This window comes from Sphingomonas sp. IW22 (genome assembly GCF_041321155.1).
Classification (GTDB): Bacteria; Pseudomonadota; Alphaproteobacteria; order Sphingomonadales; family Sphingomonadaceae; genus Sphingomonas.
In genome coordinates, this window is sequence record NZ_JBGGWB010000006.1 from 60,280 (window position 1) to 74,535 (window position 14,256).

General features: G+C 60.8%; 13 protein-coding genes. 9 read left to right on the top strand and 4 right to left on the bottom strand.

The features are described from left to right. Positions 1-116 precede the first annotated feature (116 nt). The 3 genes from ACAX61_RS16885 (at position 117) to ACAX61_RS16895 (ending at position 3,896) form a co-directional block, all read left to right on the top strand. Positions 117-1,145, top strand: a complete 1,029-nt coding sequence (locus tag ACAX61_RS16885) for a phosphoribosyltransferase family protein (RefSeq protein ID WP_370715899.1) — start codon at positions 117-119, stop codon at positions 1,143-1,145. Between the two features lie 96 nt (positions 1,146-1,241). Further along, positions 1,242-3,446: a GDSL-type esterase/lipase family protein gene (locus ACAX61_RS16890; protein ID WP_370715900.1), complete on the top strand. Its 2,205-nt coding sequence runs from the start codon at positions 1,242-1,244 to the stop codon at positions 3,444-3,446. A gap of 66 nt (positions 3,447-3,512) precedes the next feature. After that, on the top strand, positions 3,513-3,896 hold the full coding sequence (locus ACAX61_RS16895) for a DCC1-like thiol-disulfide oxidoreductase family protein (RefSeq protein WP_370715901.1): 384 nt from the start codon (positions 3,513-3,515) through the stop codon (positions 3,894-3,896). Positions 3,897-3,926: 30 nt separating this feature from the next. Here the strand turns inward: ACAX61_RS16895 and ACAX61_RS16900 are convergent, their stop codons facing one another. Together ACAX61_RS16900 and ACAX61_RS16905 are read right to left on the bottom strand one after the other, a co-directional pair. Then, the gene (locus ACAX61_RS16900) at positions 3,927-5,405 is read right to left on the bottom strand and encodes a thiol-disulfide oxidoreductase (RefSeq protein WP_370715902.1); all 1,479 of its coding nucleotides are present in this window, start codon (positions 5,403-5,405) and stop codon (positions 3,927-3,929) included. Positions 5,406-5,443: 38 nt separating this feature from the next. After that, complete coding sequence (locus ACAX61_RS16905) at positions 5,444-5,587, bottom strand: hypothetical protein (RefSeq protein ID WP_370715903.1); 144 nt, start codon at positions 5,585-5,587, stop codon at positions 5,444-5,446. Positions 5,588-5,705: 118 nt separating this feature from the next. Between ACAX61_RS16905 and ACAX61_RS16910 the strand changes: the two genes are divergently transcribed. Together ACAX61_RS16910 and ACAX61_RS16915 are read left to right on the top strand one after the other, a co-directional pair. Then, entirely contained in the window at positions 5,706-7,148 is a 1,443-nt protein-coding gene (locus ACAX61_RS16910; RefSeq protein ID WP_370715904.1) for a GMC oxidoreductase, read from the top strand. A 13-nt stretch (positions 7,149-7,161) separates the two neighbouring features. After that, the gene (locus ACAX61_RS16915) at positions 7,162-7,590 is read left to right on the top strand and encodes a hypothetical protein (RefSeq protein WP_370715905.1); all 429 of its coding nucleotides are present in this window, start codon (positions 7,162-7,164) and stop codon (positions 7,588-7,590) included. Between the two features lie 5 nt (positions 7,591-7,595). Here ACAX61_RS16915 and ACAX61_RS16920 read toward each other — a convergent pair whose 3' ends face one another. Continuing rightward, on the bottom strand, positions 7,596-8,060 hold the full coding sequence (locus ACAX61_RS16920; RefSeq protein ID WP_370715906.1) for a PilZ domain-containing protein: 465 nt from the start codon (positions 8,058-8,060) through the stop codon (positions 7,596-7,598). Positions 8,061-8,217: 157 nt separating this feature from the next. On the opposite strand from ACAX61_RS16920, the gene ACAX61_RS16925 reads away from it, so the two are divergent. Further along, positions 8,218-8,601: a hypothetical protein gene (locus ACAX61_RS16925; protein WP_370715907.1), complete on the top strand. Its 384-nt coding sequence runs from the start codon at positions 8,218-8,220 to the stop codon at positions 8,599-8,601. A 407-nt stretch (positions 8,602-9,008) separates the two neighbouring features. Then, positions 9,009-9,803, top strand: a complete 795-nt coding sequence (locus ACAX61_RS16930; protein ID WP_370715908.1) for a hypothetical protein — start codon at positions 9,009-9,011, stop codon at positions 9,801-9,803. A gap of 50 nt (positions 9,804-9,853) precedes the next feature. On the opposite strand, the gene ACAX61_RS16935 is transcribed toward ACAX61_RS16930, so the two are convergent. Beyond that, positions 9,854-10,312, bottom strand: coding sequence for a J domain-containing protein (locus ACAX61_RS16935; protein ID WP_370715909.1), 459 nt, complete (start codon positions 10,310-10,312; stop codon positions 9,854-9,856). Between the two features lie 56 nt (positions 10,313-10,368). On the opposite strand from ACAX61_RS16935, the gene ACAX61_RS16940 reads away from it, so the two are divergent. Then, positions 10,369-11,172: a WecB/TagA/CpsF family glycosyltransferase gene (locus ACAX61_RS16940; RefSeq protein WP_370715910.1), complete on the top strand. Its 804-nt coding sequence runs from the start codon at positions 10,369-10,371 to the stop codon at positions 11,170-11,172. Positions 11,173-11,268: 96 nt separating this feature from the next. Further along, positions 11,269-14,034 carry a cellulase family glycosylhydrolase gene (locus tag ACAX61_RS16945; protein ID WP_370715911.1) on the top strand — a complete coding sequence of 922 codons (2,766 nt, stop codon included), beginning with the start codon at positions 11,269-11,271 and terminating at the stop codon, positions 14,032-14,034. Positions 14,035-14,256 lie beyond the last annotated feature (222 nt).

Consider the following 14,256-nt stretch of genomic DNA (forward strand, 5'->3'; position numbering starts at 1 on the left):
GCAATACGTTGCGTTGGACGGCATCTTCAAGCTAATGTCAACTGCGCTTCGCATTACCGCCCTGAATTTGGTTTGGCATCGTGGGTACTGGTCGGCGCAGCGCAAGTGGGGGGCACGTGCATTACCGATCAATTGACGATCTGAATCGGACGATTCAGACCAGCGTGGGGCTGCTCCCGCGCGATATCGACTTGGTTGTCGGCATTCCTCGCAGCGGGCTGCTAGCGGCCAATCTCATCAGCCTAGCGCTGAACCTGCCGCTAGCCGATCTGGACGGATTTCTGGAAGGACGCATCCTGTCGGCGGGGTCCACCCGTCGCCGGACCGGTTTCGACCGCGCGGCCGACGCGTTCGAGCGTGTGCTGATCGTCGACGACAGCATCCTGTCGGGCGCTGCAATGCGCGAGGCGCAGGAAAAGGTCGCTCGCGCCGGTCAGACGCATCGCTGTCTCTTCTGCACCGTATATGGCCCGGAAGAGGATGTGGTCGATGTCGACATCATCATGGAACGCGTGCCGCGTCCGCGTGTGTTCCAGTGGAACTTCATGAACCACAAGGTGCTGGAGCGCGCGTGCCTCGACATTGACGGAGTGCTGTGTTGTGATCCCACGCACGACGAAAATGACGATGGGCCGAGTTACACCAGTTTTCTGGCCAATGCCCGGCCGCTGATGGTGCCCGGTCGGCGGGTGGCGCATTTGGTGACAAGCCGGCTCGAACGCTATCGCCCCGAAACCGAAGCGTGGCTGGCCGCTCGCGGCATCGAATATGGAAAGTTGTGGATGCTCGATGTCCCGACGGCAGCGGAACGCCGCCGCCGCGGCGCGCACGGTGCCTTCAAGGCGCAGGTCTATGCCAGTGTCGACGCCCAGCTTTTCGTAGAGAGCGAGGAACGCCAGGCGATCGAGATCGCACGGCTTTCGGGCAAGCCCGTGCTGAGCATCGAAAGCCACACCGTCATCCAGCCCGATGCTCATCTGGAACATGCCGAACGTCTCCGCCGCCGTACCGCGCGCCTGCGGGAGCGGATGTCAAGCGAACGTCATGGCTGGCGCCGGGTCATCAAACGCGTGTTGCATCGCATCCTGGGCCGGAAACGTACGGAATCGCTTCTGCTGTCCAAGCGGCGCATGCGCAGCCTTTAGCAACGGGAACCAAAACCGACGCGACGGCTTTGCAGTGGAAGCGCAGACGCGCCCTGCATTTCGTGCGCTTTGTCAAAACAATAGGGGGAATAGCGGATGTCCGACGAAGCCGGCCTGATCCTGAGCGATACGACCGATGCACAGCAGTTCGTCGGCACCGATGCTACCGACACAGTCAGCTTTGCCGATGCAGGGCGGGGCGCGATCGCGGACCTGTCGCTGGGTACCGCCTATAAATCGCTGCGCATCCTGCCCTTCGGCGATTCAATCACTTATGGCGTCATCGGCAGCACCACCGACACCGAAAGCGGGGGATACCGCACCTATTTGCAAGAAATGCTTTCGGCGTTTGGGGTCACCGTCGACATGGTCGGTTCGGCCAGCAACGGCCCCGACAATATCGATCGCGACCATGAAGGGCGTCGCGGATGGACGCTGAACCAGCTCAACGGCATCGACGAACAGGTCATTGTCGACCATGCGCCCGACGCCGTGCTGTTGATGGCCGGCACCAATGACAGCGCCCGCGACAGTTCGACGACGATGATTGCCGACCTTCGTGCCCTGATCGTCAGCATGACCGATCAGGATCCCGATCTGGTACTGTTCGTCGCATCGATACCGCCGGTTCGGGTCGGGCAGCAGTCGCAACTGCGCGCCGATCGCGTCGATGCCTATAATGATAAAATGCCGGACCTGATCGCCGAACTGGCGGCGGCCGGGCGCAACGTCCATTTTGTCGACATGCGCGGTCTGGACGTGGCCGATGTGTCGGCGCCTCCGATCGACAGCGGCCTGCACCCCAATGCACAGGGCTATGCCGAGATCGCCGAATATTGGACCGCCGCGCTGGAGGCGAATCTAGGCCTGACCAACGGCGCGATCGGTACCGATCAGGACCGGTTCGAGGGTATCAAGAACCTGATCGGCTCTGCATTCGACGATGTGCTGGCGGGCGATGCCGGCGACAACATGCTGACGGGCGGGATGGGCGATGACCGGATCGACGGCCGGGAAGGCATCGACACCGTGGTGTTCGAAGGCCAGTGGCGCGATTACCAAATCGAAGCCGATGGCGAGAGCTATCGCCTGATCGACATGCGGGGCGCGGCGGCGACGGATGGCAGCGACCATGTGACCACAGTCGAGCGTTTTACCTTTGCCAACGGCACGTTCGATGCCGAAACAATCCTGAACGATACCCCGCTGGCGACCGACGATGCCGCGACGGCTTCGGTGGATGGCGACATGGTCGTGACCGGCGAGGTGCTGTTCAACGACAGCGATGCCGATATTGCGCTGGGCGATACAATCCAGCTGACAGGCGCCCATGCCGGCACCCCGGACAGCGCTACGTTGCAAATGATCGACGCCATGCTGACCCTGGAAGGTGCCTATGGCACCCTGACGATCATGGCTGACGGCACATTCAGCTATACGATCGATCCCTCTCGCGAAGCTACCCAGTCGCTGATGCCCGGCGACGATGGGATCGACCGGTTCACCTATGCGGTCAGCGATGTTGCGGGCGCTCAGGATATTGGCGGGATCGCGATTACCGTTACTGGCGGCACTGCATGGGCTGTGCCCGGCTCGATCCTCTATACCCGCCCCGCCACCAGTGACGGATCGGCGGCCGCCGATCAGATCCTGACCGGGCAGGACGGACCCAACAGCTTCTATTTCGACATTGCTGCCCGCACCGGTACCGACCGGATCGAGGGCTTCGAGGGCGACGACATCGTGCTGACCAGCGCGCCGCTTCGCGATGGCAATGGCGACGGCCTGATCGTGCTGGGGCGCAACGGGCTGGCACTTGATGGCGGCTCGGGGTCCGATATCGTGGTCATCGCCGGGCTTCAGCCCGATGGTCTGCGCCATCTGGGCGAACGCGACGGCCTGTCAGTCTATGCCGCCGCATCGGTTCGGCCGGATCGCGCAATTGAAGGGACGCTGGGCGACGACAGCTTGGCCGGCGATGCGGGCGACAGCATATCGCAGACCTTCTTCATGGACTCTGCGCTCGATATTGCGCTGGGGAACGACCAGATCGCAGCATTCGGCGCACGCGACATTGTAGTCCTCACCACGGCGCTGCCCGACGGCAATCGCGACCGAATCATCGATTTCGGGTCGGACCGGGTGCTGAACTTGGACAGCGGCAACCTGTCGCTTGCATCGGTGACGGGTGCGGCCCATCAGCGGGTTGAATTCGACGGATCGGTCGCGCATGACGGCGTGACCTATTTCGTCTACAGCCTGGTCGGCAGCGCGGCGGGTGTCGCGGACCTTGCGCTCTGACCGGCTGCTGGCCCTGACCGGCAGGAATACCTATCGGCTCAGACAGCCTTCAAGCCGGAGCGTACGATGGACAAAAGCCTGATCGTCTATGACGGCGAATGCGTCTTCTGTCAGAATTACGTCCGCTTCTTTCGCTTGCGCGAAGCGATCGGGCCGGTCGAATTGCTGGACGCGCGTTCGGGTGACCCGCGGGTCGAAGCCCTATGGCGCCAGGGCTATGACCTGGACGAGGGCATGGTCTTTGCTCATCGTGGCCGGGTATTCCATGGCGCGGAAGCGGTGCAGGTGCTGGCCAGCCTTTCGAGCCGGAGCGGCCTGTTCAACCGGCTGAACGCCGCCATTTTCCGATCGCCTGCGGTCGCGCGGATGCTTTATCCCGCGCTGAAGCTGGGCCGGCGCGCCACCCTGATGGCGCGCGGCCGGTCGCTGATGCGCCCCCGGCAGGACTGACCGCAGGCCGCGCCCCACCGGGGCGGGCCATCAATGGGTGCACATTTTCGGTCGCGAGACATCGACCGGCTTGAACACCAGCAGCCGCCGTTCGAGAAAGCTGGGCGGGCGGAGGGGAAAGCTGCTCGCCGTCGCCCGCTCGAACCGCTGACCGTCCAGCGTGAAGCTGACCCAGTCTGACGGATGATAGACCATCCAGCGTTCCAGCTGGAACCGCACCATGCCCAGATTGCGATCGGCCATCGATTGCATCGTCGCGTTCGACGACCCCGTGATCGTCGCCACTTCGTTCTGATAGCCCGCGATATAGGGCGGACGCGCGAACAACAGGTGGTTGGTGGTACCGCCTTCGGTGTGAAGATTGCTGAACATCGCGATCGAGCTTTCGGTCTTCAGGCCGAGATAGGGCGAAAGGCAGGTGACAAACAGCACGGCCGGAATGGCATAGACCCACAAGGGCTGTCTTGGCGCGCCTACCGGACGATATGGCAATGCCTCAAGCGCGGCCCAACTCAGCAGGACCATCACCACACCGCCGACCACGGCCCAGACTACGATCCACGCCGAATGCCATGCCATCCGATCGGTGATCGCCAGGTCGCCCGCCTGTTCACGCAACAGCGTGGCCAGCAGCGTCGCGGCGACGAACAGCACTCCCAGTCCCACCAGCGCCACACCCCCGGTCAGGGGGGACGGCACCTGCCGCAACAGCGCGCGACCGCGACTGTAGAAAGCAATGCTGACCTCGCGCGGCACCGACAGCGTGTACAGGGCAAAGACCAAGCTAGAAAAGTCCATATACCAAGAATATGCCGAGATCGGTATGATATAGTGGAATACCAGACCGACAATCAGCCCGACCGCAAAATATCGACGCCAGAAAAGTGAAACGATGGTGATCGTCTCGACAATGAAGGTAGCTGCGATCGAACCATACCGTCCGATAAGGCTTTCCTCCAATCCGAATGCGTGAGTCAACGGCTTGTACAGCGCGACCGCACAACTGGCATCCGGGTCGAGAAAATCGACATTTATCTTGTGAAAGATGCCATAGAAATACATCGTCGCCAGCAACAGGCGCGCGACGATCCGCAACCGTTCATAGATTTCGGCGCGCGTTGTTTCCACATCGCCATGCTTCAGCCAAGCGACACTGACGATCGTCATAATCGCCAGATTCATGAAAAAAGCGATGGTCTGATTGTTCGACGCAACTGGCAACCGAAAGACATATTGTGCCGCCATTGCCGCCGCCAATATCGCCAACAGGCTGAGGCGGCGGGGCTGAAGGATCAGCGCAACGCAGCTTGCCAGCACCGCATATTCGATCAGGGCGATGACCAGGCCATTGGCCAGCATCAGACTACCATGATGCGAAACCGCGCTGAACGTCAGCGCCACAGCCCACATCACCGAAAAGCTAATCAGGCCATCGCTGGCGGACACATCGGCGTCGGCCGATGTCAGTCGTCGGCCAACCGCGCCGATCCATGTCGGTTGTAGCGTCATCACGCGCCCTTGTTGTTGCGTCGCAGCATTATTTGAGATCAATCCATTACCGCGGCGTCGCCGCAGCGCGCATAATAGCCACAGCCAGTCAGAACCGGCAGGTTGCCAAACGCAATCAGAATGCCCAGAATCGCAACCAGTACGATCATCGTCAGCACGGCACATTTCCACATTTGGGTCATTGCGGCACCCCGGTTAGCCGTTCAGTATGTTTCAAAACATTGCTAGACGGCTCATTAACGGGAAATTGGCCGGAAAACAGCCTCAGTTTCTGTGTCTTTTTCAAACAGGTCTGTTCTCATGCCCAATGCCATTGATATCGGCGCGATATCGGACACGCATTTCGACCTAGTAATCATCGGGTCAGGATTTGGTGCGTCCTTCTATCTGCACCGCATCCTGGAACGACAGGGTTCGGCACGTATCCTGGTGCTGGAATGGGGGCGGCACCGGTCCCACGAATGGCAAATTTCACAGTCGCGGCACGGCGATATTGCTGCGTCGCAAACCTATCGTTCCAATGCTGACAAACCGTGGAATTTCACCATCGGCATGGGTGGCGGGACCAATTGCTGGTTCGCACAGGCGCCACGTTTCCACCCCAGCGATTTCGAGCTGCGCTCACGTTACGGTGTCGGTGCCGACTGGCCCATCGATTATGCCGAGCTGGAGCCGTATTATGTCGCGGCCGAAAACATCATGTCGGTGTCGGGCGACCCCAACATGGCAACCATGTTCCCGCGTTCAGCCCCGTTCCCGCAAGCGCCGCACCGCATGACCGCCCCCGACCGGCTGATGGCCAACGCCCAGCCTGCTCAGCATTTCGCCATGCCCACTGCGCGCGCGCGCATCGCAACCGAAGGGCGCCCCGCCTGTTGCGCCAGCTTTCGCTGCACGCTGTGCCCGGTGGATGCCAAGTTCACGCTGAACAACGGCATGATCGGCATTTATGACGATCCAGCAGTGACGCTCGCGCTCAATGCGCGGGTGACGCATCTTGAGACGAACGGCAGCGCCGTGCAGGTGGCGATTGTTGAATCCGGCGGGCGCAAGATCCGCGTGCGCGGCGACCGGTTCGTATTGGGCGCCAATGCCATCCACAGCCCGGCGATCCTGACCCGTTCCGGCATGGGTGGCGGACTGACAGGGAGGGGACTGCACGAATCCTATGGCTGCCATGTCGAGGTGCTGCTGGACGGACTGGATAATTTCGACGGAAGCACGATCACGACCGGCCTGAACCTGGGTCTGTATGACGGACCTCACCGGTCACAGGCCGGCGCCGCACTGGTCTATTTCGAAAATCGCTGGACGCACGGACTGCGCGCGCTTCCCCGGCGGATGCGACAGACGCTGCCGTTAATGATCGTGACCGAGGAACTGGTCGAGGATCGGAACCATGTGACTGTATCGGATGATGGAACGCCCGTCGTCCATTATGCCGGCGCATCAGATTATGCCGTTCGCGGGCAGAAACGAGCGATCGACAAACTGGGCGAATTGCTGGCGCCGCTGCCGGTAGAGGACATCATCTTTCGTTCGCAGCGGCCGACCGAGTCGCACTTGCAGGGAACGCTTCGCATGGGGCGCGATGCTGCGACGTCGGTCGTCGATGCTGCCCAGATCCATCACCGTTGGCGCAACCTGACGGTTGTGGGAACGTCGGTATTTCCCACCTGTTCGTCGATGAATCCCAGTCTGACTGCGGCAGCATTGTCGCTGCGCGCGGCGGATATGGCGTGAGAAGGATGATCGTATGCCGGGTCTGACGCGCAGACAGTCGATCGTGGCGCTGGCCGGTAGCGGCTTGGCGGCGGGGGCATTCGGCTTTGGCCTTTATGGAGATGAGCAAGGTCTGGTCCGGGCGATCCTAGACCGGGTCATTGGCCCCTTTCGCATGTCGGACGACGATTTTACCGCCTTTTTCGACGATCTCAGCGCTGATAGCAGCCCCGTCGATCGCGCCAAGTTCACGGTGTATCGCGCGGTATCGGCCATAGGTACTGACGAATTGCCGGGCGAACCAATGCGCTTGAGTGAGCGGGTTGAGGTCTATGAACGCAAGGTCGTGACCCAATTCATAACCCGTACCGATTATGCCCGGATCGATCCGCGAACCGACCCGGTTTCGTTCATCGGCGCCAATCCATGCTCCAGCCCCTTTGCCCAGTTCGATATTGTTTAGGCAACTCAGGTGGCGGCAGCGACGATCAATCCGCCAATGATCAACCACAACAACGCCGTCGATCCGATCAAAATGGCAAAGCGCGTTCGATAAGAAAAGCGGTGCTGTTCAACCGGAGGGGGCGACGGCAGTCGATTTTCCCACATCTCGACTAACGGACGAGCCACCACGTCGCCGCGAAAGGCGAGGGCCAATTCGTTGGGCCGCAACGGCCGGTCAAAGGCGCAACCGACCTGTCCCTTACCGATCCACACTACACGCGCGGGACGGCTGCCGACGCCGGGCAAGCCGATGCAGACCTCCCTGCCGACCTCAAGAATGGCATCGGTAACGATCGCGAATCCCATCGGCGACAGGTTCTCGACCTGTGCGTCCATCGGCACGGCATCGACACGTAGCGTCGTTTCACGATCGATACCCATGCGAGCGCCCCCACGACGGTCGCTCGAGACAGAAAGTTCTGCAGGCATTTCCCCACTCCCAAACCTTGGCCAGGGATAACCGAAAACTATTTAGAAACCCTTGTCGACAGAGGGTCTGATCATCAAATCGTCGTTACCGCGCGTTAACCCTGTCCCCTCTATAGGGAATCGGACCGGCGGAAAGTTTGCGACGATGACAGCCCCCATGACCCACGAACTCCTCGCAGCCGCCGCCAATGCCGCCCGCACGGTCGGGCAGGCCGCCGAGGGCAAAGCCGATGGAGAGGTGATCGCCACCGACGCCCGGTCGCTGCGCCAGCTGTCAAAAATGCTGCACGCGCTTTACGAACGACTCCGCCAGCTCGCAGCCGAGCCGGCGGCTGTCGAAAGCGGAGAGTCAGGCACAGCCCGACAGGAACTGCTCGATCGTGCGCACGCCGACGCCGACGCCGCGCGCCAGGAAGCCGCCGAGGTGCGGCGCAGGTTGTTGCATATCGCAGAACTATCCGCCCCGATCGAGGGCGATATGGCCATGTTCCATGACGCGGCGGCTGTTCTGCGCGACGTGAACAGAGTTGCCCGCGGCTGATTTCCAGCACCCTACGCCCTGAAAAGGGCAGCCGCGCAGAACAGACCTTACGTCCGATTACGTACGCATGGCCGAAGTCGCGCAGGATGAGTCGCGCCCAAAAAGCCCTGTGCAGCTTGGATACCCGCCTTTCCAACAACTTGTCTTTGCGGGTGGGCGCAAAATGATTTCGTCCATTATCGGGACAGTTCGTCGCATTCCGCGGCGGAACCATATGGTTTACAAAAGGTAAATGCGTTAGATCGTCATTCAACGATGAGGGTCGCTTCGAGCTACGTGCTCATCCGAAGGGGGAAACAAGACAAAGCACTGGAACGGCAGGACAGAATTGCCCGGCCCTTTAAGTGCGCATCAGGCTTTCCCGATCTGACGGAATTATCTTCAATTAATAGGGTGGAGTTCGCAAAATGGCTTTTCGGGATAACAGCGTACTGATCTCGACCGCAGCAGCGCAAACGGTCGCAGCCGATAATAACGACGGCATCTTCAACGGTGCGGGTGGCGCCACTGCGTTTGTCGTGGAAACCGGCGATGTGGGTGACGACACGTTCCTGAACTTCGGCAGCGATGACTCGCTCATTACCGGCCGCAAGATTTTCGACGGCAACAATGACGGCTTCATTGCCTTCGGCCCGAACGGCGTACTTGACGTAAACCGCTTTGGCGGCGGCGATCGCCGCGCCGGAAACGACCAGTTCCAGGTCGTTGGCGAAAACGGTTTCGACATCACCGAAATCCGCTATCTCGGCGAAAAGGGCGGCAACCACGCTTATGCCGTTGCCGACACGCTGCGTAACCTGTTCGACACCTTTGGTCAGTCGAACGTCGTCGAAGGCGATGTCAGCGATGACAATATCGACCTGAGCGGCGGTGCGAAGGTGCTGCTGCACGACAACGGTCTGGGTCTGAACCTGGGTAGCGACACCGTCACCGGCTTTGGCGACGACGATCTCTTCGTCACCACCAGCCAGCTGTTCGACCGCACCGGCAACGGCGTTGTCACTTTTGCTGGTAACGACGTGCTCGACACCTCGGGCGCCGAAGGTCCGATGCCCAGCGATCCCTCGACCGGCCCGGGCGGCCAAGTCGACTTCGCCGGCATCGATGGTCTTGCCTATCTGGGCACGAACGAAATCGACGGCGTGACCTACTATTACTACGGTACCGAGACCACGACGGTCAGCCCGTTCGGCGACGCCTAATTCGCATCGCACGACGAAAGAAAGGCTCGTCCCATTGGGGCGGGCCTTTTTTACGTGTCGAGAATCAGTACGCGCAGGACTTCACGGTTGAGATCATCGCTGGCGACCAAGGCTGGGACCAACGTTACTGCCGAGACGGTGCCGGCGACCATCATGGCAAGCGCCCATGGCATTGCCCGGCGCCAACCGGTCTGCTTCTCCCAGAAGCGCGCCGGTGCCGGAGGCGGCGGGGTGGCACGTCTTTCTCCGCGCCGCCGGTCGGTACCGGGCGCCATGGGGATTTGCACACGGCGTCGATCATAGGCCCGCCGCCGTTCGGGATGCGACAGCGTACGATAGGCTTCGATCAGCGCAACGGTCTGCTCCTCACGTTCAGCATCGGCGCTGCCCGGCCCGACACAGTCGGGATGCCATTTGCGGATCAGCGTACGGAAGGACTGCCGGATGGCATCGGCATCGGCACCGGTCGGAACCCGCAAAAGCTCGTAATAATTGGCGGTCGTTCCCATGGGGCCCTCAATTGCGGTGCGCGCTCCCTCTTGCTACGGACAGCTTTGACCGCAGGTTGAAGCCCTTGCTTAGCGAGCCGTTCACCATGTCTTTCGACACGACAGCCTCCAGGGATGCGGCAGCACCCGTCAGCATGATCGGCCCGGTCGCCGTGGCAGTGCTGACCAAAGCCCAGGCCTTGGACCGGGTAGAGGCGATGGCGAATGCCACAGGCGAACGCATCGTCGCCTTCTGCAATGCGCACAGCATAAATCTTGCGCGTCGGAACCCGGCGCTACGCGCGGCCTATGATCGCGCGCTGGTGTTGAACGACGGCGTCGGTCTCGACATCGCCCGTCGCATGCTGGAGGGGGCGGCGTTCCCGGCGAATTTGCAGGGCACCGATTTCACCACCAACCTTCTTCAACATATCCGCGGCTCGCGGACGCTGTTCCTGCTTGGGAGTAAGCCCGGCGTGGCCCAGGCGGCGGGCGATGCGCTAACCCGGATCGCGCCCCAACACCGCGTCGTGGGTGTGCGCGACGGCTATTTCCCCGCGAGCGAGGATGAGGCGGTGGCACAGGAAATCGCCCGACTCCGCCCCGATATCGTGCTGATCGGCATGGGCCAGCCCCGGCAGGAAATTTGGGCCGCACGCCATGCCGCACAGACCGGCGCCTTGGTCCTGTGCATCGGCGCCTATCTTGATTTTGTCGCCGGCGCCTTTCCCCGCGCACCGAAAATCATGCGGACCATGCGTGCCGAATGGCTTTTTCGATTGATGCTGGAACCAAAACGGCTGTTCGCCCGTTACGTCATCGGAAATCCGCAATTCCTGCTTGGCATCGCTAATGACCGTCGCCGTATCAAATCACGGTGAAGCGTCCATTAAGCAGCCGCCTTAATCCAACCGTTGATATCCTGCCCCTAAAAATTCCCTGATCATCGCATCTCGCGGGTTAGGGGTAAGAAAGAAATGCTGGGTATCAATTTGTCCGGTGCCGAATTCGGTAAGGGCGATAAATATGGTTACGACTATATTTATCCCTCGGCAAAAGATCTCAATTTCTATGCTGAAAAGGGACTGACGCTTGTCCGGCTTCCGGTTCGCTGGGAACGTCTGCAACCGGAACTTGGTGGTGAACTCAACGCGGCAGAACTTGGCCGGCTCCAGACCTTTCTGGCGAATGCCGACAAGGCCGGCGTCAAGGTAATCGTCGATATCCATAATTTTGGTCGATATGAAGACAAGGCTATCGGATCAGCCGATGTGCCGGTCGCGACCTTTGCCGATTTTTGGTCCAAACTTGTGACCGAAATCGGCGATGCGCCGGCGGTCTATGGCTATGACCTGATGAACGAGCCGCATGGCATGCCCAGCAAGATGGCCTGGCCGGAAGCGGCACAGGCCGCGACTGACGCCATTCGTGCGCTGGGCGACACCCATGCCATTTTCGTCGAAGGCGAATATTGGGCCAGCGCATCGACGTGGGCCGACAAGAACCCGTTTCTGGATGTTCAGGACCCGCTGAACAACATCGTCTATGAAGCGCATGTCTATTTCGACAAGGATGGGTCGGGCACCTACAAGGGCAGCTATGATCAGGAAGGAGCGACCGCCGATATCGGCGAACGGCGGATCCAGAGCTTCGTAGGCTGGCTGGAAGAAAAGGGCGCCAAGGGGTTTATTGGCGAGTTCGGTGTACCATCGGACGATCCGCGCTGGCAGGTGGTGCTCGACAACTTCCTCGAAACGCTGAACGAATATGGCCTGTCGGGCACCTATTGGGGGGCCGGGTCATGGTTCGACGGCTATCGCCCTGGTCTGCTCGACAAGAAGGGCAATCCCACCGCTGCGCTCGGCACGCTGCTTGAGAATGTCGCCGACGGTGCCGATATCGGTGTCGGATCGGAAGATCGGACGACCAGCGCGGCCCCGGGCGGCACGCTTATCGTTGCGGAACCGACATCGCCGGCGGAAGAGCCGACCCGCCATGTCGGCACGTTGGGCCATGACAAGGTCGACTTTTCCGGCGCTACGGATGGCATCACTGCGACGCTGGACGGCATTCAATTCATCTCGATCGAGGAATTGATAGGCGGCAGCGGTAATGATGTCCTGACCGGCAACGCCGCGGCCAACCGCCTTCAGGGCAATGCCGGGAACGACCGACTGGATGGCAGTGCGGGCGCCGACATTCTGGCCGGCGGCATGGGCGACGACGTCTATTTCGTCGATAATACCGGCGATCAGGTAACTGAATATGTCGGCGAAGGCCGCGACCATGTGTTCGCCAGCGTCGACTGGACGCTGGGCAGTTCGCTAGACGCGCTGACACTGACCGGGAAGGCGATTTCCGGGACCGGCAATTCGCTGGATAATATGCTGACCGGCAATGCCCGCGGCAATGTCCTAATGGGCCTTGGCGGTGACGACACGATCGACGGGGGGGCAGGCGCCGACAGGATGATCGGCGGCACCGGCGATGACACTTATCATGTCGATAATGACAACGACGTCGTCACCGAACAGCCGCGTGAAGGCACCGATCGCGTGGTGGCAACGATCGACTGGACGCTGGGCGCCAATATCGAAAAGCTGACGATGGCTGGATCTGCCCGGCTGACGGGCCGGGGCAATTCGCTCGACAACCATATCAGCGCGCACGATGCCGGCGCCACGCTGTACGGCGACAAGGGCGAGGATAGGCTGACCGGCGCCAAGGGCGACGACGTGCTGGTCGGTGGCGCGGGTCGCGACTGGATGACCGGCGGGGCGGGCGAGGACCGGTTCACGCTGCTCACGCGAGATGACTCAAAGGTTTCGGCCATGGACCGAATCCTAGATTTTACACGTGGCGAGGATGTGATCGACCTTTCGGCGATCGACGCCAATATCAAGGCGAGCGGCAATCAGGCCTTCACCTTCATCGGTTCGGACGCTTTTACCAAACGCGCGGGGCAGTTGCGCTATGACACGCGTGACGACCACACTGTAGTCCAAGCCGACGTTAACGGCGACGGCAAGGTCGATATCGGCATTCGGCTTGAAAATTTCGTCGAACGGATGGGTACTGGCGACTTCGCCTTGTCCAGCGGCGGGAGTAGCACTGGCGGCATTATTGACGATACCAGCGGTAGCAACAGCAGCCGCAACGAAAATATTGCCAACCTTGCCGCCAATGCGATGATCATCACCGCCGCTGCGCTGCGCGATGGCAACGGCGATGGCATCATCGGCTTTGGAAAGGACGGAACGCTCAACACCGCGTCCGGCGATATCGCGATGCCCGGCGTCAGTGCGGTGCGCTTTCTGGGGGAAGCAGGCGAGGGCCAGTTCGTCTATGCCGACGCCGATATCCGACCCGATGGCGCGCAGGAAGGCCGCGTCTCGTCCAGCGACATTCTGTCTGGTGATGCCGGAGACAAGGTGGCCGACACCTTTTTCTTCGACACCGCGCTCGACATGGCGTTGGGCGCAGACAGGATCGTCAACTTCGGTGCCAAGGACATTGTAATCACTTCTAAGGCGATTGCCGATGGCAATGGCGACGGTATCATCGGTTTCGGTTCGGACAAAATCCTTGACCTGATGAACACGGGAAGCACGCTGTCTATCGCTGATGTGGCGAACAAGGCTGTGTCGACGATCGAGTATGACGGGTCGATCGAGCGTGACGGCGTGACCTATTATGTCTACAGTCTGATGGGATCCTCGGCCGGGCTGGAAACGTTGGCCTGATTCCTATCCTTGGCCGGGGGGTGACGACCGATCAGTCGTCGCCCTTGTCCTTTGCAAACCGGTCACGAAGCGCCTTACCAAGGCAAGTGCGCTGCATGTAACGTTGATCCGACCCGCAGTCCGTTCCCCAAGGAGAGCTGCCCCAGCCTGGCACTCTCCTTTTTGCATCGGCCACCCATCGGACCTGCCGTCCGCCAGAGGTTTTGCCGCGCCGCATCATAA

Coding starts and splice junctions, on each gene's coding strand:
- ACAX61_RS16915 (WP_370715905.1), top strand. CDS start 7,162: ATGCCGGGTCTGACGCGCAGACAGTCGATCGTGGCGCTGGCCGGTAGC.
- ACAX61_RS16910 (WP_370715904.1), top strand. CDS start 5,706: ATGCCCAATGCCATTGATATCGGCGCGATATCGGACACGCATTTCGAC.
- ACAX61_RS16935 (WP_370715909.1), bottom strand. CDS start 10,312: ATGGGAACGACCGCCAATTATTACGAGCTTTTGCGGGTTCCGACCGGT.
- ACAX61_RS16890 (WP_370715900.1), top strand. CDS start 1,242: ATGTCCGACGAAGCCGGCCTGATCCTGAGCGATACGACCGATGCACAG.
- ACAX61_RS16900 (WP_370715902.1), bottom strand. CDS start 5,405: ATGACGCTACAACCGACATGGATCGGCGCGGTTGGCCGACGACTGACA.
- ACAX61_RS16905 (WP_370715903.1), bottom strand. CDS start 5,587: ATGACCCAAATGTGGAAATGTGCCGTGCTGACGATGATCGTACTGGTT.
- ACAX61_RS16895 (WP_370715901.1), top strand. CDS start 3,513: ATGGACAAAAGCCTGATCGTCTATGACGGCGAATGCGTCTTCTGTCAG.
- ACAX61_RS16930 (WP_370715908.1), top strand. CDS start 9,009: ATGGCTTTTCGGGATAACAGCGTACTGATCTCGACCGCAGCAGCGCAA.
- ACAX61_RS16925 (WP_370715907.1), top strand. CDS start 8,218: ATGACCCACGAACTCCTCGCAGCCGCCGCCAATGCCGCCCGCACGGTC.
- ACAX61_RS16920 (WP_370715906.1), bottom strand. CDS start 8,060: ATGCCTGCAGAACTTTCTGTCTCGAGCGACCGTCGTGGGGGCGCTCGC.
- ACAX61_RS16945 (WP_370715911.1), top strand. CDS start 11,269: ATGCTGGGTATCAATTTGTCCGGTGCCGAATTCGGTAAGGGCGATAAA.